Annotated in this window: 18 protein-coding genes; 6 read left to right on the top strand and 12 right to left on the bottom strand. The window is 66.3% G+C overall.

Annotated elements, in window-relative coordinates; translation table 11 throughout:
* Nucleotides 1-139: 139 nt before the first annotated feature.
* The 4 genes from AB7531_RS34370 to AB7531_RS34385 all read right to left on the bottom strand — a co-directional run bounded on the left by AB7531_RS34370 (nucleotide 140) and on the right by AB7531_RS34385 (nucleotide 2546).
* Nucleotides 140-331: a hypothetical protein gene (locus AB7531_RS34370; RefSeq protein WP_063985104.1), complete on the bottom strand. Its 192-nt coding sequence runs from the start codon at nucleotides 329-331 to the stop codon at nucleotides 140-142.
* Between the two features lie 104 nt (nucleotides 332-435).
* Entirely contained in the window at nucleotides 436-1344 is a 909-nt protein-coding gene (locus AB7531_RS34375; protein ID WP_063985105.1) for a S49 family peptidase, read from the bottom strand.
* A 151-nt stretch (nucleotides 1345-1495) separates the two neighbouring features.
* Entirely contained in the window at nucleotides 1496-2326 is an 831-nt protein-coding gene (locus tag AB7531_RS34380) for a tRNA1(Val) (adenine(37)-N6)-methyltransferase (RefSeq protein WP_063986626.1), read from the bottom strand.
* The gene (locus AB7531_RS34385) at nucleotides 2319-2546 is read right to left on the bottom strand and encodes a putative signal transducing protein (protein ID WP_014497336.1); all 228 of its coding nucleotides are present in this window, start codon (nucleotides 2544-2546) and stop codon (nucleotides 2319-2321) included. Before AB7531_RS34385 ends, AB7531_RS34380 begins: the two co-directional genes overlap by 8 nt.
* A gap of 133 nt (nucleotides 2547-2679) precedes the next feature.
* Between AB7531_RS34385 and AB7531_RS34390 the strand changes: the two genes are divergently transcribed.
* The 4 genes from AB7531_RS34390 (at nucleotide 2680) to AB7531_RS34405 (ending at nucleotide 6589) form a co-directional block, all read left to right on the top strand.
* Nucleotides 2680-3687 (top strand): polyprenyl synthetase family protein, encoded by a 1008-nt coding sequence (locus tag AB7531_RS34390; RefSeq protein WP_063986627.1) that lies wholly within the window; start codon nucleotides 2680-2682, stop codon nucleotides 3685-3687.
* A 445-nt stretch (nucleotides 3688-4132) separates the two neighbouring features.
* Nucleotides 4133-4648: a winged helix-turn-helix transcriptional regulator gene (locus tag AB7531_RS34395; RefSeq protein ID WP_063985106.1), complete on the top strand. Its 516-nt coding sequence runs from the start codon at nucleotides 4133-4135 to the stop codon at nucleotides 4646-4648.
* Nucleotide 4649: 1 nt separating this feature from the next.
* Nucleotides 4650-5912 carry a beta-ketoacyl-ACP synthase II gene (gene fabF / locus AB7531_RS34400; protein ID WP_063985107.1) on the top strand — a complete coding sequence of 421 codons (1263 nt, stop codon included), beginning with the start codon at nucleotides 4650-4652 and terminating at the stop codon, nucleotides 5910-5912.
* Between the two features lie 44 nt (nucleotides 5913-5956).
* A complete protein-coding gene (locus AB7531_RS34405; RefSeq protein WP_063985108.1) occupies nucleotides 5957-6589 on the top strand; it encodes a LysE family translocator in 633 nt (210 codons plus the stop codon).
* Between the two features lie 63 nt (nucleotides 6590-6652).
* On the opposite strand, the gene AB7531_RS34410 is transcribed toward AB7531_RS34405, so the two are convergent.
* Nucleotides 6653-6916, bottom strand: coding sequence for a hypothetical protein (locus AB7531_RS34410; protein ID WP_084795277.1), 264 nt, complete (start codon nucleotides 6914-6916; stop codon nucleotides 6653-6655).
* Between the two features lie 483 nt (nucleotides 6917-7399).
* Here AB7531_RS34410 and AB7531_RS34415 point away from each other — a divergent pair, with 483 nt between their 5' ends.
* Complete coding sequence (locus tag AB7531_RS34415) at nucleotides 7400-8272, top strand: alpha/beta fold hydrolase (protein ID WP_441280237.1); 873 nt, start codon at nucleotides 7400-7402, stop codon at nucleotides 8270-8272.
* A 125-nt stretch (nucleotides 8273-8397) separates the two neighbouring features.
* Here AB7531_RS34415 and AB7531_RS34420 read toward each other — a convergent pair whose 3' ends face one another.
* From AB7531_RS34420 to AB7531_RS34430, 3 genes are all read right to left on the bottom strand, one after another.
* Nucleotides 8398-9282, bottom strand: a complete 885-nt coding sequence (locus AB7531_RS34420; protein WP_063985112.1) for a 4-(cytidine 5'-diphospho)-2-C-methyl-D-erythritol kinase — start codon at nucleotides 9280-9282, stop codon at nucleotides 8398-8400.
* Nucleotides 9283-9307: 25 nt separating this feature from the next.
* Entirely contained in the window at nucleotides 9308-11101 is a 1794-nt protein-coding gene (locus tag AB7531_RS34425) for a tetratricopeptide repeat protein (RefSeq protein ID WP_187387792.1), read from the bottom strand.
* A 315-nt stretch (nucleotides 11102-11416) separates the two neighbouring features.
* Nucleotides 11417-13078, bottom strand: a complete 1662-nt coding sequence (locus AB7531_RS34430) for an electron transfer flavoprotein-ubiquinone oxidoreductase (RefSeq protein ID WP_063985114.1) — start codon at nucleotides 13076-13078, stop codon at nucleotides 11417-11419.
* A 139-nt stretch (nucleotides 13079-13217) separates the two neighbouring features.
* Between AB7531_RS34430 and AB7531_RS34435 the strand changes: the two genes are divergently transcribed.
* Entirely contained in the window at nucleotides 13218-14024 is an 807-nt protein-coding gene (locus AB7531_RS34435; RefSeq protein ID WP_063985115.1) for a uracil-DNA glycosylase, read from the top strand.
* Nucleotides 14025-14135: 111 nt separating this feature from the next.
* Here the strand turns inward: AB7531_RS34435 and AB7531_RS34440 are convergent, their stop codons facing one another.
* The 4 genes from AB7531_RS34440 to AB7531_RS34455 all read right to left on the bottom strand — a co-directional run bounded on the left by AB7531_RS34440 (nucleotide 14136) and on the right by AB7531_RS34455 (nucleotide 18326).
* Complete coding sequence (locus AB7531_RS34440; protein WP_063985116.1) at nucleotides 14136-15644, bottom strand: glycosyltransferase family 39 protein; 1509 nt, start codon at nucleotides 15642-15644, stop codon at nucleotides 14136-14138.
* Between the two features lie 99 nt (nucleotides 15645-15743).
* Complete coding sequence (locus AB7531_RS34445; RefSeq protein ID WP_063986628.1) at nucleotides 15744-16607, bottom strand: ribonuclease HII; 864 nt, start codon at nucleotides 16605-16607, stop codon at nucleotides 15744-15746.
* 76 nt (nucleotides 16608-16683) lie between these two features.
* Entirely contained in the window at nucleotides 16684-17139 is a 456-nt protein-coding gene (locus AB7531_RS34450; RefSeq protein ID WP_063985117.1) for a VOC family protein, read from the bottom strand.
* A 23-nt stretch (nucleotides 17140-17162) separates the two neighbouring features.
* The gene (locus tag AB7531_RS34455; protein WP_063985118.1) at nucleotides 17163-18326 is read right to left on the bottom strand and encodes a PA0069 family radical SAM protein; all 1164 of its coding nucleotides are present in this window, start codon (nucleotides 18324-18326) and stop codon (nucleotides 17163-17165) included.
* Between the last annotated feature and the right edge of the window lie 161 nt (nucleotides 18327-18487).

Consider the following 18487-nt stretch of genomic DNA (forward strand, 5'->3'; position numbering starts at 1 on the left):
ATTCGGGCCGATCGCCTTGGTCCGGAGACGGTGCGGTAGGGTGGGCAAAGCGAAGCGTGCCCACCATCGTCACCACAATTGCAAAGGGAATGGTGGGCACGGCGCAAGAGCGCCTTTGCCCACCCTACGGCAGCGCGGCCTAGCCGGGCCGATACGCTCCGGTCACGGGGTCACGTTCCAGCTTCTGAATATCCCCGGCATGGGCGGCTTCAGCGACGCGCGACAGGCGCATCTCCTCCAGCTCATGGTTGATCCGGACAGCGGTCTTGTAGGCCCAGCGGACCACGGCAAGCCCGCCCAGGACGCCCGCGAAAGCGACAAACGGCGGCATCGGTCGATCCTTGTCTAGTGCTCAGCCCCCACGCACATTCTTGCGCAGACCGGGCCGCGCCGCAATTGGCTCGGCCCGGACCAAATGGCGCGGGAGGGTGTCGCCTAGAACCCGAATTTCGCCCAAATCGCCCGCGTCTCGACCGCCGAGATCAACTCGTCCGGCAGGCCGGCCATTGATTCCATGGCCGAAAGCTGGCCCGCACCGGGCGATTTCCGCCCCAAAAGGCCCGAGAGCAGACCGGTCGGCTGCGCAATCACAGGGGTGAGAACCTTCTCGCCATAGCGGGCACGAAGAGTTGAGCGGAGATCGCCGATGCCGTCGGCAAGCCCCAGCGCGATCGAACTCTCGCCGGCCCAGTATTCGCCGGTGAACAGGGTGTCGTCGGCGCCCTTCAGCCGCGCGCCGCGGCTCTCCTTCACCAGCGCGATGAAGATCTGGTGGATCTCGCGCTGGAGCGCCTTCAGCCTCGCCACGTCGTCGGGGTTTTCCGGGAGGAACGGGTCGAGCATCGCCTTGTGCGCGCCGGCCGTGTAGAGCCGCCGCTCGATGCCGAGCCGCCTGATTGCCTCCTGGAAACCAAAACTGCCGCCGACCACGCCGATCGAGCCGAGGATGGAGGACGGATCGCATATGATCTCGTCGCCGGCGCAGGCGATCATGTAGCCGCCGGACGCCGCGACGTCCTCGACGAACACCAGCACGGGCAGCTTCTTCTCCGCCGCGAGCTGCTTGATGCGCAGATAGATCTGGCGCGACTGCACCGGCGAGCCGCCGGGCGAATTGATCACCAGCGCCACCGCCTTGGCGTTCCGGTACGAAAATGCCCGCTCCAGCACCCGCGCGACGCCCGCAAGCGTCATGCCCGGGCGCAGCGGCGTCACCGCACCGATCACACCGGACAGCCGCACCACCGGCACCACCGCGGTGCCGGGACGGAAGCGCGCCGGCAGATATTGCATGAGCTTGTCGGCCAGGCCGGAACCCTCACGATCGTTCAATTGTTCGGCCATGCCGTTACCTCTGCTTAACCATTTCTTATCACGCGACTGTCATTGGAAGTGCCCGGAACGTGTTTTGCAGATTCCCCGTTGGGAAGCTGCAATGAGGCAGCGGAGAACACCATGAAAATCTATCTGCTGTTGCTGCTGGTCGGTGCGCTGTTCATGGCGATCCGCCTGACGACCCCGCAAGAGCAGCAGTCGGAATCGCTTCCGCAGTAAGTCGTCGCGGCTCCGCCAGCGGCAAGAGCGCCCTCCCCTCCAGAATCTCCGTCACCTGATTTTTAGGCACGCCTGACTCGTCGTTGAGCATGAGGCCCGGCAGCAGTCGCGTCGGAGCCCGGCCGCCTTTGACGGCGCGCACCAGTACGCGGATCGCGGGCCGTCCCGCCTCGCCGTGAACCGGCAGGATCGACAGGCTGCCGAAGCCGCGTGACAGCGCAGTCAAGACCTCCGCGATCCCATCGGCGCGCCAGATCAGGGTCAGCGCGCCGTCCGATCGGAGGATGCGCCGCGCCGCATGCACCCATGCATTCAGCGTCTCCTCCCTCGCAACATGCGCGGTGCGGCGCGCCTGATCGGGCGAACCGCGATGGCGCGCGGGATCGTTGAAGGGCGGGTTCATCAGCACCACGTCGACGCTGTCGGGCGCGAGGCCATTAGCCGCAAACGCCTGTGCGTCGGCCGTAACGTCGAGCACGATCGTCTCGGCGGCGATCGCATTCGCCGCCGCATTGGCGCGCGCGAGTTCCGCCAGTTCCGGATCGATCTCGACCAGGCTGAGGCTGATTCCCGCGACGCGCCGGCCAAGCGCCAGCCCGGCGGTGCCGATGCCGGCACCGAGATCGACGACGCGGTCGCCCGCCCGCGCTTCCGTCGCCGCCGCGAGCAGGATGGCGTCATGCCCGGCGCGGTGGCCGGACCGCTTCTGCTTCAAGCGCAATTGCCCGCCGAGAAAGGCGTCCTCGGTGAAGTCTGTGACGACGTCAATCATCGCCGCGCAGTTCATGGCTGAGGCCGGCCTCGGTGAGGAGCTCCCTGGCCTCCTGGGCGTCATCCTCATGGACCAGGATCCGCCGTGGCAGGATACCCAGCGAGCCCTCGATAATGCTCATGTTCTGGTCCAGCACCAGATGATGGATGTTGGCGCCGTCGAGCAGCGCGCCGATCGCCGACACCAGCACCATGTCGTTGGTCCGAACCAGTTCACGCAAAACGCACGTCTCCTGCCTGAAAGGGGCTAAAGCGGCAAATGTCAATGGTTCCGCGGCACTTGCCGCATCCGCTGCCAGTTTCTATTGTATTTGCATCAGAATAGCCCCTCCGGGGCAAATATTGGAGACCGGCGTGGCCGTCATCGTACCTTTCGAAACTCCCGGCGCGTCGATCGAACAGCTGGTTGCCCTTGTCGCTGGTGACATGGAGCGCGTCAACGCCACGATCCTGTCGCGGACCGGCTCCGAGGTCACCATGATCCCGGAGGTCGCCAACCACCTCATCTCCTCCGGCGGCAAGCGCCTGCGCCCGATGCTGACGCTCGCCATGGCCAACCTCGCCGGCTACACCGGCGACGGTCACATCAAGCTCGCTGCCTCCGTCGAATTCATGCATACCGCGACGCTCCTTCACGACGACGTCGTCGACGAGAGCGAGATGCGCCGCGGCAAGCTGTCGGCGCGAATGCTCTGGGGCAACGAGGCGAGCGTGCTGGTCGGCGACTTCCTGCTCGGCCAGGCGTTCCGCATGATGGTCGAGGTCGGCTCGCTCCGCGCGCTCGACATCCTGTCCGCGGCCGCCGCCACCATCGCCGAGGGCGAGGTGATGCAGCTTGCCGCCGCCAAGAACACCGCGACCACCGAGGACGAATATCTCGCCGTGATCCGTGGCAAGACCGCGGAGCTGTTCGCGGCCGCCTGCGAGGTCGGCCCCGTGATCGCCAACCGCCCGAAGGCGGAGCAGACCGCCTGCCGCTCGGTCGGAATGAATCTCGGCATCGCCTTCCAGCTCGTCGACGACGTGCTCGACTATGGCGGCAAGAGCGCCAAGCTCGGCAAGAACACCGGCGACGATTTCCGCGAGGGCAAGATCACGCTGCCGGTCGTGCTCGCCTTCCGCCGCGGCAACGACACCGAGCGCGCCTTCTGGATCCGGGCACTCGAGCGCGGCGAGATCGGCGACACCGACCTCGACCACGCCCTCGGCCTGATGAACAAGCACCGCGCGCTGGAAGATACGCTCAGCCGCGCCCAGCACTACGGCGCCATGGCCGTCGACGCGCTGGCGCTGTTCCCGTCCTCGCCGATGAAGAGCGCGCTGGAGCAGGTGGTCGCGTTCTGTCTGGCAAGGTCGCATTAGGCGCGAGGGCCTGACGCTCTTTCCACGTCGTCATTGCGAGCGCAGCGAAGCAATCCAGAATCCCTCCGCGGGAACAGTCTGGATTGCTTCGCTGCGCTCGCAATGACGGAGAGCTAGGCAACGGCGCATTCCCTCTCTTGTCCCGGACGCGCTGCAGCGGGAAACGCTGCTGTGCAGAGCCGGGAAGCGACACGCAAGGCTCTCCGCAACATGGGCCCCGGCTCTGCAGCGCACCGCCAAGAGGCGCTGCGCTGCGTCCGGGGCACGATAGCGGCTATCCGGCGGCTACCTTAAATCCCACCACCAGACCTGCTTTCACATACTTACCGCTCGCCCGCCGCGCACCTCACCGCCAGCCCCACCTCCGCATCCTCACCGCTCACTCTACCCGCCGCCGCCTGCCCAGTGACTTGCATTTTGCAAGCCACTCTCCTACGTTCCCGCCATGCAGCCCAAATCCCCCTCCATCCTGGAATGCCCGGTCGGCCGCGCTGTTGAGACGGTCGGTGAATGGTGGAGCATCTTGATCCTGCGGGATGCGTTCCAGGGCGCGACGAAGTTCGACGAATTCTCGCAAGGTCTCGGCATCGCGCCGAACATCCTGTCGCGGCGCCTTGCCCATCTCACCGAGAGCGGCATGTTCGTCCGCCGCCGCTATCATGAACGGCCGCCGCGTTACGAATATGTGCTGACGGAGAAGGCGCGGGATTTCTTCCCTGTGGTCGTGGCGCTGCTGGCCTGGGGCAACAGGCATCTCGCGCCCAAGGGCGAATCCATCGTGCTGGCGAATCGGAGTGACGCTCGCCCGTTCGATCCGATCGTGGTCGATGCCGCCGAGATGCGTCCGATCACCCTCGCCAATGCGGTCGTCGTCCCGGGTCCCCGCGCCAGTCGCGGGATGCGCAAGCGGCTCGCCTCGCTCAAAGCCATGAACCCGGCCGTTGCGCCGGCTGGAGACTGACATGCGTCGTATCGTCGTGACGGGAATGGGGGCGGTGTCGCCGCTCGGCTGCGGTGTTGAACTGTCCTGGCGCCGGCTGCGCGCCGGCCAGAGCGGGCTGCGCCCTCTGCCGGAATGGTCGCAGGCACTGCCCGCGCGCATTGCCGGTCTCGTGCCCGACAAGGCCGACGATGCCGAAGGCGGCTTCGACCCCGCGCAAGCTGCCGCGCCAAAAGACCAGCGCAAGATGGACCGCTTCATCCTGTTCGCCCTGCTCGCGACCGCAGAGGCGGTCGCGCAGGCCAGATGGGCGCCGCAGGATGCGAGCGCACAGGAACGCACCGCGACGATCATCGCTTCCGGCGTCGGCGGCTTCCCGGCAATGGCGGAGGCGGTGCGCATCACCGAGCAGCGCGGCGCGCGCCGGCTCTCGCCCTTCACCATCCCCTCGTTTCTCGCCAATCTCGCCGCCGGCCACGTCTCGATCAAATACGGCTACAAGGGTGCGCTGGGCACACCGGTCACGGCCTGTGCCGCCGGCGTCCAGGCGATCGGCGATGCCGCGCGCATGATCCGTGCAGGCGAAGCCGATGTCGCGATCTGCGGCGGCGCGGAAGCCTGCATCGATATCGTCAGCATCGGCGGCTTTGCCGCGGCCCGCGCGCTGTCGAGCGGATTCAACGGCGAGCCCGCGCGCGCCTCGCGCCCGTTCGATCGCGACCGCGACGGCTTTGTCATGGGCGAAGGCGCCGGTATCCTCGTGATCGAGGAGCTGGAGCATGCGCTGGCGCGCGGCGCCTCCCCGATTGCGGAAATCGTGGGCTACGGCACGACGGCGGACGCCTATCACATGACGTCGGGCCCGCCCGACGGCGACGGCGCCCGCCGTGCCATGGAGATCGCGCTGCGCCAGGCGAAGCTTGCGCCCGCGGATTTGCAGCATCTGAACGCGCATGCGACGTCGACGCCGGCCGGCGACGAGAGCGAGCTCGGCGCGATCGCCGCGCTGTTCGGCCGCAACCGCGGCATCGCGGTCAGCGCGACGAAATCGGCCACCGGCCATCTGCTCGGCGCCGCCGGCGGCCTCGAGGCCATCTTCACCGTCCTCGCCTTGCGAGACCAGGTCGCGCCGCCGACGCGCAATTTCGAAAACGCAGATCCCGGCGCTGATGGCATCGACATCGTCGCAGGCAGCGCGCGGCCGATGCCGATGCTCAACGCCATCTCCAACGGATTTGGCTTCGGCGGGGTGAATGCCAGCGTGATCTTCCGCCGGATGGGCTGAACGAGAGGCCTTGCAATCGCAGCACGCTACGTTACCAAAACGGGATGATCGAAACGAATTTCTGGCTGTTCCTGGCCGCAGCGTGTCTCATTGCCGCCGTTCCCGGCCCCGGCATCTTCTACGTCGCGGCGCGGACCTTGTCGGAGGGGCGCGCCAGCGGCTTTGCGTCAACTGCGGGCACGGCGCTCGGCGGGCTGGTTCATGTCGTCGCGGGCAGCCTCGGCATCTCCGCGATCATCCTTGCCAGTGCGGAGCTGTTTGCCGTCGTAAAATTCATCGGCGCGCTCTATCTGGTTTGGCTCGGCATCAAGACCTTCCGCAGCGCCGGCCGCGCGCTCTCGCTGGAGAGCGAGCCCGTCGGCGACAGGCGCGCGTTCCGCGACGGCGTGCTGGTCGAGGCGCTGAACCCGAAGACCGCCGCATTCTTCCTCGCCTTCATTCCGCAGTTCCTCGATCCCGCGGGATCGAGCCCCACGCTGCAATTCATCGTGCTCGGCGCGATCTCGGTGATCCTGAACACGCTCGCCGATGTCGTCGTCGTGCTGATGGCAACTGCAACGCGCACGCAGCTGATTGGCAGGCCGCATCTGATGCGGCGTCTCACGCAGGGCTCGGGCGTCTTCATCACCGGCCTTGGCCTCTCACTTGCGCTGGCGCGGCGGCCGGTGCAGACCTAGCTCGCGTCATTCCCGACGGCATCCGCCGAAAAAAGAAAGGGGCCGAAGCCCCTTTCTCGGATTTCACCACTGATGCCAATGATGCCAGCGGTGCCAGCGAGCCCAATGATGCCAGCGCCAGCCGTCACCCCAATGATGGTGCCAGCCGTAACCACCCCAGTAGTGCGGATGGTAGTAGCCTCCATGGTAGTGCCGTTGCCAGCAATGGCCCCATTCATTGCAGACATAGCCGGTCGGCACCTCGATCGGTGCTGCTGACGCAGCCCCGCTCGACAGCGTGACCCCGCCAAGCGCGGCAAGGCCGACAAACGCAGATACAAGTTTCATGATGTTCACCTCCTAACATCCGTTGGAGGCGACGAGTGCGTCCTGCGTTCGGCGCCTTACGCAGGTTTAATACCGATGAACGATTTCGATGAGGCGATCCGCTCGCGATGACGGCGTGCGCGCGACATTGTCGCCATCGGCCCGAAAGACTTTCCGACCCGTAATGACCTAGATGTAACGCGTGGAATTCGAACGACCCATCGCTCGCGGCTCACCCATGGTTGTTGCGATGGAGAGTTCGATGAGGATGATGTCCTGGTCGCGTTATCGCCTCCTGACAAGGTCGTTGTCGCGCACCGCGCGTCGCTGTCACGACGCGAAGATGCGCAAGACCCGGCAGCGCCGACGCGCCATGCGCCGCCTAGCCGGCACGAGCTCGCCGCCGAAGCGCCCGTGACCTGCGGCTTGCTTGTGGAATGGCCGGCAGCAGGCTACTCCAGTCGTGCTGTTATCTCGTCCGGCATTTCGAAGGATCGACGCCCGATGCTCGCCCCGCAAAGTCGCACTTACGAGTCCCACGGCCTGCGGCTGCACTATGCCGATTGGGGCAATCACGGCGCGCCCGTCGCCATCCTGGTCCATGGCGGCCGCGATCATTGCCGGAGCTGGGACGCCATCGCCCGCTCGCTTCAGCCGCATTTTCACGTGCTCGCGCCCGATCTGCGCGGTCATGGCGATTCCGACTGGACCAAGGGCGGCAGCTACGCGCTGACCGAGTATGTCTACGACCTCGCGCAGCTCATTCGCAGCATCGCAGCGCCTCAGGTGACTCTGATCGGCCATTCCATGGGCGGCATGGTGAGCCTGATCTTTTCGGGGTCGTTCCCCGAACTGGTTTCGAAGCTCGTCGTCCTCGACGGCGTCACCATGTTGCCGGACACCCCCAAAGCGCCGACGCATGAGCGCATCAGCAAATGGGTCAGCCAGCTCGACAGGCTGCACGACCGCACGCCGCGCCGCTATTCGACCCTCGAAGACGCGGCCGCGCAGATGGTGCTTCACAACAACCGCCTCGCCCGCGACCTCGCGCTGCATCTTGCAACGCACGGCTCGCGGCGGAATGACGACGGCACCTATAGCTGGAAGTTCGATCCCTACCAGCGCGCCTCTGCGCCGCACCGGCTCTGGCCGGACGATCACGTCGCGCTGTGGTCGCGCATTGCCTGCCCGACGCTGCTGCTCAATGCCGGTGAAAGTTTTCTCGCCGGCGCCAAGGCTGCGGGCCTGGAGCGCTACTTCCCGCAGGCGCGCATCGAAACCATCGCCGGCGCCGGACACTGGCTGCAGCATGACAAGCCGCAAGAGGTGTTGGGTGAGATCCGGCGGTTTCTCGGGCTGGCCGAAGACGGCGGCTAGCTCCACTGCCGTAGGGTGGGCAAAGGCGCAAAGCGCCGTGCCCACCACGCAGCCAGATTGCGAGAATAAGTTTGGTGGGCACGCTTCGCTTTGCCCACCCTACGGCACCGTCGTCGGGGAAAAACCTAGCTCAACGTCCCCGCATGCACCCACCAGCCGGGGTGGTCGCGCCGGATCTTTTCCGCGCCGGCATGCGCATCGCTCGCTGCGCCACAGATCGCAAAGCAAGTCGCGCCGGAGCCGGACATGCGGGCAAGCTTGACGCCGGCGGAGTCACGCAAGGCTTCCAGCACCTCGCCGATCACGGGCTCGATCCGCAACGCAGGGGCTTCGAGATCGTTGGCCACGGTTTCGAGAACGTCGACCCAATCGGCAATGGAGGCGCCCTCGTCCGGCCAGGCCGGGGCGTCGAGGACAGAGGTGGCGCCCACCAGCAATTCGCCGTTGCGCAAGCCCAGCGCCTGGAACACGTCCTTGGTCGCGACCGGCACGCGCGGATTGACCATCACGCAGGGCATGCTCGGCAGCGCGAGCGGCAGCAGCTGCTCGCCGACGCCGGTCATGTCGCAGGCGCGCGAGACCAGGCACACCGGCACGTCGGCGCCGGTCGCGAGCGCGACTTTCTGCAAGCGCGGATCATCGAGAGACAGATTGTTGAGACGCGCGAGCAGCCGCAGCGCCGCCGCGGCATCGGCCGAGCCGCCGCCGATGCCGGCCGCGACGGGAAGCACCTTGTCGAGCGCGAAGGCGCCCAGCTTCAGGTTCGGCACGGCCTCGGCCAGGAGCCTGGCCGCCTTGACCACGAGATTGTCGGCGGTGTCGCCGCAGGCCGCGGCCAGCGGCCCGGTGGTGACGAGCTTCAGTTCGCCGCCCGGCTCCAGCGTCAGCTGGTCCGCGCAGTCGGCAAACGCGACCACGCTTTCGAGATCATGATAGCCGTCGGCACGACGGCCGACCACGCGAAGGCTCAGATTGACCTTCGCGCGCCCTTCTTCAATCAACGCCGACATTGGCGATCAGCCCCCAAACGCACTCTTAGCCGCCCTTGCCGTCGTCCTTCTTCTTGTCCGCCTGCGCGGCCGAAGAGTTCGAATCGTCGGTCATACCGTTGGCGATCTTGGCCTCGATCTTCGGAAGCTCCTCCGGCTCGGGCTTGAGATCGCGGGCGTGGGCCCACTGGAATTTCGCTTCCAGCGTGCGGCCGACGCGCCAATAGGCATCGCCGAGGTGATCGTTGATGGTGGGATCCTCGGGCTTGAGGTCGATCGCGCGCTCGAGGTTCTTCACCGCCTCTTCGTAATTGCCGATGCGGTAGTAGGCCCAGCCGAGGGAGTCGACGATGTAGCCGTCGTCGGGACGCTGCTCGACGGCACGCTTGATCATCTTCATGCCTTCGTCGAGATTCACGCCCTGGTCGATCCAGGAATAGCCGAGATAGTTGAGGACATGCGGCTGGTCGGGCTGGAGCTCGAGCGCCTTCTTCATGTCGGCTTCGGCCTTGCTCCACTCCTTGGAACGCTCCTCGCAGATGCCGCGATAATAGTACCAGACGCTGTTGGCCTTGTCGTTGCCCGCCGGCAGCACGTCGACGCCCCGCGAATAGGTCGCGCCGCAATCGCCGAACTTCTTGCGACCGCGCTCGATATTGCCGAGCGCCATGATGGCCTCGAGATCCTTGGAATCGTCCGATGTGACGCCCTTGAGGATCTTGATCGCCTCGTCGGTGCGGTCGGCGGAATCCAGATCGATGGCCAGCTGGATCTGCGCATTGCGCTTCAACGGCGAGGTCGCGGGCACCCGCTCATAAACCTTGATCGCCATCTGCGGCCGCTTCACCGATTCATAGAGGTCGGCGAGCGAGAGTAGCGCCAGCGGATGGGTCGGCTGGAGATAGAGCGCGAGCTGGAGATAGACCAGCGCCAGATCCTCGCCGCCGCGGCGGGTCAGCGTGGCGCCGATGCCGTACAGCGCTTCGGCGGCACCGGCTTGGGCGGAGTCGGCCAGCGGCGGCATCTTCTTGCCGGCCTTGGTGTCGCGCAGGCCTTCCACGATCAGCGGATGGCGGGCGAGCTTCTTGTCGAAAGCCAGGTAGACGGTGGTCGCGGCCGCAGAATCCTTGTTGCGCGACAGCCAGCGGGCATAGGCCTCGGTGACGCGCAGCATGGAATCGTCGAGCTTGTAGGCGCGCTCGAAGCGGACGCCGGCGTCCTTCTCCTTGCCGGAGAGCTCGAGGATCATGCCGGCATGGAGGTCCTTGAACAGCGGATACCATTCCGGACCGGCGAGCTTGTCGATGGTGGCGACGCCGCCCTTGGCATCGCCCGCGCCATAGGCGGCCCAGCCCGACAGCAGCGTGGCGACGAGATCGGTGATCGGACCGCGGATCGACTGGTTGATGTTGGTTTGCGCGGTCGCGTATTTCTTCATCTTGAGATCGTGCACCCCGACGACGAGACGTGCGACGCGGTTGGTCTTGTCGATGGTCAGGACGCGCTCGGCGAGCTTGACCGCCTCGTCGATGTCACCGTCGGCAACCGACGAGATGAAGGCGCGATCGAGCAGCTCATTGTTTTTGGGATCGGTGCGGAGCGCCGAGCGGTAGAAGGCGGCGGCCGAGGCCGCATCGCGCTCGACGCTGGCGTGGCGGGCAGCGAGATAGCTGCCGGAGGTCGTCAGCGACTTCAGATCGTTCCGGGTCGGGAATTGCGCCGCCGTGTCGGACGGATGGTCCGGCGTCTGCGCCAGGACCGCGCCGGGGACCGTCGCAATCGCGGTGCCCATGAGGGCGATGGCGGCAACAGTCCAGCGGTTGAAACGATTTGAGAACATCAGGGGCTCGCCTTGAGTTGTAGTGCCTGGGTTTGCAGCAGTAGGCCGTATCGCATGCGAACGCGGCCGGTGGCATGGGGACCCGGAACCGTCGGGCCGACAATGCCGCTTTTGGCGCTTCACCGCAAGGATTCGGGCATGCGATCCCCTCCGCACGCCCCAAATCGGCCTACTACGCCCCAAGACGCTGCCAGTATGGCCTTATCGTGGCCGCGGACCGCTACCCCGGGCCGGTTCTCACGCGAACGTGCGTCACAATGCCGGGGGCACGTCACATTGACCCCGGCCTGATCGCTTTGGTCCAATGATCCCGGCTTACATCGCCTCGTAGTTCGGGCCGCCGCCGCCCTCCGGGGGAACCCAGGTGATGTTGCCGTTGGGGTCCTTCACGTCGCAGGTTTTGCAGTGGACGCAGTTCTGGGCATTGATCTGGAAGCGCGGGCTCGCGCCTTCCTCGACCCACTCATAGACCCCGGCCGGGCAATAGCGATTCGAGGGACCGGCGAAGACGTCGTGCTCCGAGGTCTTCTGCAGGTTCATGTCGGCGACCTTGAGATGGACCGGCTGGTCCTCCTCATGATTGGTGTTGGACAGGAACACCGACGAGAGCTTGTCGAACGAGATCTTGCCGTCCGGCTTCGGGTAGTTCTTCGGCGCGTGGCTCTTCGCCGGATCAAGCGTGGCGCGATCGGGCTTCGCATGCGACTGCGTGCCGAACAGCGAGCCACCGAACAGCGTGTTGCACCACATGTCGAAGCCACCGAGCGCGACGCCGAGCACGGTGCCGAACTTCGACCATAGCGGCTTGACGTTGCGGACCAGGAACAGGTCCTTGCCGACCGCCGAGGACCGCCAGGCGTTCTCGTAGTCGACGATCTCGTCATTGGCGCGATCGGCAGCGAGCGCGGCCGCGACATGCTCTGCGGCGAGCATGCCGGTGCCCATCGCATTGTGCACGCCCTTGATGCGAGGCACGTTGACGAAGCCCGCCGCACAACCGACCAGCGCGCCGCCGGGGAAGCTCAGCTTCGGCACCGACTGGTAGCCGCCTTCGGTGATGGCGCGCGCGCCATAGGCGAGCCGCTTGCCGCCTTCAAAGGTGCCGCGGATCGAGGGATGGGTCTTGAAGCGCTGGAACTCGTCGAACGGCGACAGATACGGATCGTCGTAGTTGAGATGCACGACGAAGCCGACGGCGACGAGATTGTCGTCATAGTGATAAAGGAACGAGCCGCCGCCGGTCTTCAGGTCGAGCGGCCAGCCGAACGAATGCTGGATCATACCCTTCTGGTGCTTGGCGGGATCGATCTGCCAGACTTCCTTGAGGCCGATGCCGAACTTCGGCGGCTCGCTGTTGGCATCTAGCGCGAACTTCGCGATCAGCTGCTTGGTCAGGCTGCCGCGCGCGCCTTCGGCGAACAGGGTGTACTTGCCGAGCAGTTCCATGCCACGGGTAAAGGAGTCCTTCGGCTTGCCATCGCGGCCAATGCCCATGTCGCCGGTGGCGATGCCCTTCACCGCGCCCCGCTCGTCATAGAGCACCTCGGCTGCGGCAAAGCCCGGATAGATCTCGACGCCGAGCGCCTCGGCCTTGCGCGCCAGCCAGCGGCAGACATTGCCGAGCGAGCCGATATAGCAGTGATGATTATCCATCAGCGGCGGCATGATGAAGTTCGGCAGCTTGATCGCGCCGCCAGCGGTCATCCAGTAGAAGCGATCGTCCTTCACCTGCGTCTTCAGCGGACAGTCGGAATCCTCGCGCCAGTCCGGGATCAGCTTGTCGAGCCCGGCCGGATCGATCACGGCGCCGGAGAGAATGTGCGCACCGACCTCGGAGCCCTTCTCCACCACGACGACGTTGAGATCGGCATTGAGCTGCTTCAGCCGGATCGCGGCCGCCAGGCCAGACGGGCCGGCGCCGACGATGACGACGTCGAATTCCATGGATTCGCGCGGGGGAAGTTCTTCGGTGCTCATCTGATCTCAGCCCTTGAGACGGTTCCTCGTCATTTGCGCCCCCTTGTTTCCGATTTTTCCGGGTAGGACAACCACGGAAATGCGTTCCACTGGGATGCAAGGCACCCCAAACTGATATAGTAAAAGTCTGACTTTCCAAATGATCCCCGAACCCGCACCCACCGTCCGAGAGCTTCTCGCCTTCTATCTGGAGGCCGGGGTCGACTGCGCGCTCGCGGAGGAACCAGTCGACCGCCTGGCGGAATTGGATGCTCCGCCGCCGGCCCCACGCGCCGCACCTCCGGTTGAGGCACCACGGCCTGTTGCCGCGCCCGCGGTGATGCGCGGCGAGGCCGCACCTGCGCCGGACATTGCGATCGCCTCCGCGCGCGAGGCCGCGCGTACCGCGCCGACGCTCGAGGCACTGCGCGAGCTGATGCAGAATTTTGAAGGCTGCGCGCTGAAGCACACCGCGACGCAGCTGGTGTTCGCCGACGGCAATCCGCAGGCGCGCATCATGTTCGTCGGCGAGGCGCCGGGCCGCGACGAGGACATCGAGGGGCTGCCCTTCGTCGGGCGCAGCGGCAAGCTGCTCGACCTCATGATCGGCGCGATCGGGCTCAACCGCACCACTGCCTACATCGCCAACGTGATTCCCTGGCGGCCGCCCGGCAACCGCACGCCGACGCCGCAGGAAACGCAGATCTGCCTGCCTTTCATCCAGCGCCAGATCGAGCTGGTGAATCCCGACGTGCTGGTGACGCTCGGCAATCCCTCGACGCAGACGCTGCTGTCGACGCGCGAAGGCATCATGCGCACCCGCGGCCGCTGGTTCGACTACGAGACGGGTGGGCGCACCATCCGCGCGCTGCCGACGTTCCATCCGGCCTATCTCTTGCGCTCGCCATCGTACAAGCGGCTGGCCTGGCAGGATCTGCGCGCGATCGCGAAGGTGCTGGCGGGATAGCGAGCTCTCGTAGGGTGGGCAAAGGCGCAAAGCGCCGTGCCCACCGTCTCTCTCCGCGATCATGGATGCGTGGTGGGCACGCTTCGCTTTGCCCACCCTACGATTCCCGACTTACGTCCCCTTCGGCCGCACGATGGCCCAGCCGATGCGCAAGAGCTGCTGGCGGCCGGTCACCAGCCATTCGAAGGCGCGCGGCACTTCCGGAACGATGCCGGGAAAGCGCGCGAGGATTTCCGGCGGCGGGGTGCCGGCGGTGTCGGAGGCGCGCCAGACCACGACGCCGCCGGTCTCGCTGAACTTGGCCTGATTGATCCACGGCGTACGCGCGGGCTGGGCATCGATGAAGAGATGCGGCCGGCCGGAATGCAGCGTGATCAGGCTCGCGAGCTGGGTCTCGCCGGCGACCGCGCGCAGGCGATGATTGGTGCGGCGGGCAAAGCTCTCGTCGAAGAAATCCGAGATAGCGCGCGCCGGCATCGAGGTCGCAATCTCGTTGGCGCCGGTCAAGGGCAGAAACAGCACGGCGAGCACGACGCCGGCTGCGGGCGCCAGGACGGCGGCAGCCCACACCGTCCGCAGCACCCGCGCGCGGCGCATCGCGATGAGGTCGCCAGCCGCCACCACCACGGCAAGTCCCGACACCACCAGCACGACACCGGCGCCGCCGACAACGGCATCGAGCCCGAGCACGCCGGAGATCAGGACCGCGCCGAGCGCAGGCGCCAGCGCGAAGAAATAGACGAAGTTGTGCGCGAGCGGCTCGACCGGCGGCCGGTAGATGATCGGCGCTTCCTCGCCCTTGGCGACGAACAGGCCGCTATTGAGAAAGGTCAGCGCCGGGATCGCCGCCGCGCCGAGCACGAGCCCGCCGAGCAGCCAGGCCGCGTGCAGCGCGCGAGCGTTCAGCTCGGCGACCTCAGGCAGGGTCGGCATGACAAGCGTCTCCGCGCGCATCAGCCAGACTGCATAGGGCAGCGCCAGCACGGCGACGACGATCAGCGCGAACAGCGGATCGAGCGCGCGTAGCGTCCGGCGTCCGCCGGCGGTCGAGACCGCGAAGACGACGAGCAGGAGGAGAAGGAAGATCGCCGCGGGCGTCGTCAGCAGCAAGAGGCCCGCTTCGATCGACCAGGCAAACCAGGCATTGCCGCGGCGCTGGCCGATGATCTGCCAGGAATGCAGCAGCAGCAGCGCCCAGAGCGGCCGCGCCAGCACCAGCGGGCCAAAGTCGAGCGCCGGCGAGGAGAAGGCCAGCACGGTCATGGTCAGCAGCACGGCGAGCACCGCCTGCTGTGAGCCGACCACGGCGCGGGAGAGATGATAGAGCGCGATGAAGGTCGCGACCTCGCAGAGCTGGGCGAGGACATAGACGCCGAACACGTGGCCGCCTGCGGCGCGATAGGCGATGTCGGCGAGCCAGACCGGCAAGGGCGGCCCGAGATCGGTGCCGACCTGGTATTCGCGGCCGAACGCCAGCAGGGTCGCGAGCGTGCCGGGCGGGCTGCGGTAAAATACCAGCGCCACGAACAGCCACATCGCGGCCTGCAGCAGCACGGCGATCCACACGATCAGCCGCGGCCGGGCGCGAATGAGCTCGATGACCAGGGAGGTAAACCGCATGCAACGTCCGAAAGATGCAGCCAACCCGTCCAGCCGGCCCTATTCGCTCACATCTGTTTTGATAAAGGGCGCTGCGCGTTGTGGCAACGACCGTCTGCCCTACAGGCCCGCTGACGCATCAATTTCAACGCTTGCTTCTAGCTGCACTTCCATCTCGGTCACCGCGAACAGGTCCCGCACCGGCTCGACGGTCCAGGGCATGTGCTTGGCGCGGGCGGCGGCAACGGGGGCGAAGAAGCTGCGGTGGTGGATGGTGGGACCGAGGCGGTCGAGCGCGTCGAGGTGCTCCGGGACGGCGTAGCCCTTGTGCTGCTCGAAGCCATAGCCGGGGCAGTCCTGCGCCAGCGCGCACATCAGCCGGTCGCGCGTCACCTTGGCGATGATCGAGGCTGCGGCGATCGACAGGACGATGCCGTCGCCGCCGATCACGGCCTCGCAGTCGCAGGCGGTGTCGAGCCGGTCGCGGCCGTCGACAAACACATGACGCGGCGAGTCGGGCAGCGCCACCACGGCGCGCTTCAGCGCCCACAGCGAGGCGCGCAGGATGTTGTCGCGGTCGATTCGGGAGCGCGAGGCGACGGCGACCGAGACCTGCGCGGTGGCGCAGATCTTGTCGAAAAGCTTCTCGCGTTCCTCGGCCGTCAGGCGCTTGGAATCGTCGATGCCGCGGGGAATGCGGTCGGGATCGAGAATCACGGCGGCCGCGACCACGGGTCCGGCCAGCGGCCCGCGGCCGGCCTCGTCGCAGCCGGCAACCGGCCAGATGCCGCGCTTGATCAGCGCGCGCTCGCGGCGGAAGGTCGGCGATGCGACGGCGATGATGGCGCCCTGCCTACCGGCCGGGGCCTTGGCCGCCCCCTTGGCCGTCTTCGCAGGCGCTGCCTTCCTGGCGGCATCCTTCTTCGACGCGCCCTTCTTTGGCGCGTCTTTGGCCGGCTTCCTGGTGGACTTGTCCCGAATCATGGGCGGGATCGTGCGCAAGCGGCCCGGCCGGCGCAACCGGGAACCCCGGACAATTCCCGTTATTCAGACCAGCCGCCTACTCCGCCAGATGCACCCGCCGGTCCTCACCGACCTCGATGTCGGGCGCGACCACGACTTCCCAGGGATGGCCGTCGGGGTCGGCGAAATAGCCGGAATAACCGCCGTAGTCGGTCTCATGCGCCGCTTTCAGCAGCGCCGCGCCCTTGCCGACGGCGAAGGCCAGAACCGCATCGACCTCGCCGCGCGTGGCGCAGTTCCAGGCGAGCGTCATGCCGCGGAAGGTCGCGGGCCTCGGATTGTCCGGCAACTTGGCGTCGGCCGCGAGTTTGTCCCAGTGAAACAGGGCCAGCACCGGACCACCGGTATCGTAGAAGGCGACGGCCTCGCCGGTCGCCTTCAGCCGACGCGAGAAGCCGAGCGCGTCATAGAAGGCGATGCTGGCACGAATGTCGCTCACACCCAGTGTGATGACCGTGAGCCGCGGCACCGGCGCGGTAAGTTCCTGGCTCATGCTACGCCTCTTCCGTTTCCCGATCAGAACAGGCTGAGCTGATCGCCGTTCCGCTTCGGCCTCGCAAAGTGATCCGTCGTCAGCTTGGAGCGCCGCTTGTTCAGCCCAAGCCTGTCGCAGGCGATCTCGAAGCGGCGGCCGATGGTCCAGGCCATCGGTCCGGTGCCCTTCATCCGCTCGCCCCATTTCGCGTCGTAATCGCGGCCGCCGCGCATGTCGCGGATCAGGGTGAAGACGTGGCGGTAGCGGTCTGGATAATTGGCCATCAGCCATTCGCGGAAGAGATCGCGAACCTCCAGCGGCAGCCGCAACAGCACGTAGGAGGCTTCCTTGACGCCGGCATGGGCGGCGGCATCGAGAATGCGCTCGATCTCGGAATCGTTCAGCGCGGGGATCACGGGCGCGACCATCACGGTGGTCGGAATACCCGCGTCCGAAAGCTGCTTCAGCGCCTCCAGCCGCTTCGGCGGCGTCGATGCGCGCGGCTCCATGGTGCGAGCCAGCTTTGGATCGAGCGAGGTGACGGAAATTCCGACCTTGGCGAGATTGCGCTTGGCCATCCGCGCGAGAATGTCGATGTCGCGCGTGACCAGCGCCGACTTGGTGACGATGCCGACGGGGTGGCCGGCGCGCTCCAGCACTTCGAGAATGCCGCGCATGATCTTACGCTCGCGCTCGATCGGCTGATACGGATCGGTGTTGGTCCCGATCGCGATCATCCGCGGCTCGTAGCCGGTCGCGGCCAGCTCCTTCTCGAGCAGCGCCGGCGCATCGGGCTTGGCAAACAGCTTTGACTCGAAGTCGAGCCCCGGCGACAGGCCGAGATAGGCGTGCGTCGGCCGCGCGAAGCAATAGACACAGCCGTGCTCGCAGCCGCGATACGGATTGATCGAGCGGTCGAAGCCAATATCGGGGGATTCGTTGCGGGTGATCACCTTGCGCGAGGTATCGACGCCGACGGTGGTCTTGAACGGCGGCAGCTCCTCCAGGCTCTGCCAGCCATCGTCGAAGGCGACGCGGGCCTCGGCCTCGAAGCGGCCGCTGGCATTGGACTGGGCGCCCCGCCCTCGCCTGCGCTGTTTGTCGATGGCGACCGCCAGTTCGGGAAAATCAGAGTCCGCACCCGCCGGCTCGGAGGGCGCCGTGACCGGCGGGTGCTTGAGAGCATGAGAGGATGCTGGACTCATGAAGCCAAGATAGCACGCAAAAGGAACAAATCAAGAACACAAACAAAAAACTCAAAAACAACCCCATGCACAGTAGCCGCCCAAATTTCGGGCGCGGTCCCTTGACCTCACGCAACACACCCGTCGCGGCGATCCTGTTCGATGCCGGACAGGGATCAATC

Origin of the sequence: Bradyrhizobium sp. 63_E2_N1_3 (assembly GCF_052076005.1) — a bacterium.
Classification (GTDB): domain Bacteria; phylum Pseudomonadota; class Alphaproteobacteria; order Rhizobiales; family Xanthobacteraceae; genus Bradyrhizobium; species Bradyrhizobium barranii.

Bases quoted from the DNA above. Each gene is read 5' to 3' on its own strand.
- AB7531_RS34370 (WP_063985104.1), bottom strand. From the start codon at position 331: ATGCCGCCGTTTGTCGCTTTCGCGGGCGTCCTGGGCGGGCTTGCCGTG.
- AB7531_RS34375 (WP_063985105.1), bottom strand. From the start codon at position 1,344: ATGGCCGAACAATTGAACGATCGTGAGGGTTCCGGCCTGGCCGACAAG.
- AB7531_RS34380 (WP_063986626.1), bottom strand. From the start codon at position 2,326: ATGATTGACGTCGTCACAGACTTCACCGAGGACGCCTTTCTCGGCGGG.
- AB7531_RS34395 (WP_063985106.1), top strand. From the start codon at position 4,133: ATGCAGCCCAAATCCCCCTCCATCCTGGAATGCCCGGTCGGCCGCGCT.
- fabF (WP_063985107.1), top strand. From the start codon at position 4,650: ATGCGTCGTATCGTCGTGACGGGAATGGGGGCGGTGTCGCCGCTCGGC.
- AB7531_RS34405 (WP_063985108.1), top strand. From the start codon at position 5,957: ATGATCGAAACGAATTTCTGGCTGTTCCTGGCCGCAGCGTGTCTCATT.
- AB7531_RS34410 (WP_084795277.1), bottom strand. From the start codon at position 6,916: ATGAAACTTGTATCTGCGTTTGTCGGCCTTGCCGCGCTTGGCGGGGTC.
- AB7531_RS34415 (WP_441280237.1), top strand. From the start codon at position 7,400: ATGCTCGCCCCGCAAAGTCGCACTTACGAGTCCCACGGCCTGCGGCTG.
- AB7531_RS34420 (WP_063985112.1), bottom strand. From the start codon at position 9,282: ATGTCGGCGTTGATTGAAGAAGGGCGCGCGAAGGTCAATCTGAGCCTT.
- AB7531_RS34425 (WP_187387792.1), bottom strand. From the start codon at position 11,101: ATGTTCTCAAATCGTTTCAACCGCTGGACTGTTGCCGCCATCGCCCTC.
- AB7531_RS34430 (WP_063985114.1), bottom strand. From the start codon at position 13,078: ATGAGCACCGAAGAACTTCCCCCGCGCGAATCCATGGAATTCGACGTC.
- AB7531_RS34435 (WP_063985115.1), top strand. From the start codon at position 13,218: ATGATCCCCGAACCCGCACCCACCGTCCGAGAGCTTCTCGCCTTCTAT.
- AB7531_RS34440 (WP_063985116.1), bottom strand. From the start codon at position 15,644: ATGCGGTTTACCTCCCTGGTCATCGAGCTCATTCGCGCCCGGCCGCGG.
- AB7531_RS34445 (WP_063986628.1), bottom strand. From the start codon at position 16,607: ATGATTCGGGACAAGTCCACCAGGAAGCCGGCCAAAGACGCGCCAAAG.
- AB7531_RS34450 (WP_063985117.1), bottom strand. From the start codon at position 17,139: ATGAGCCAGGAACTTACCGCGCCGGTGCCGCGGCTCACGGTCATCACA.
- AB7531_RS34455 (WP_063985118.1), bottom strand. From the start codon at position 18,326: ATGAGTCCAGCATCCTCTCATGCTCTCAAGCACCCGCCGGTCACGGCG.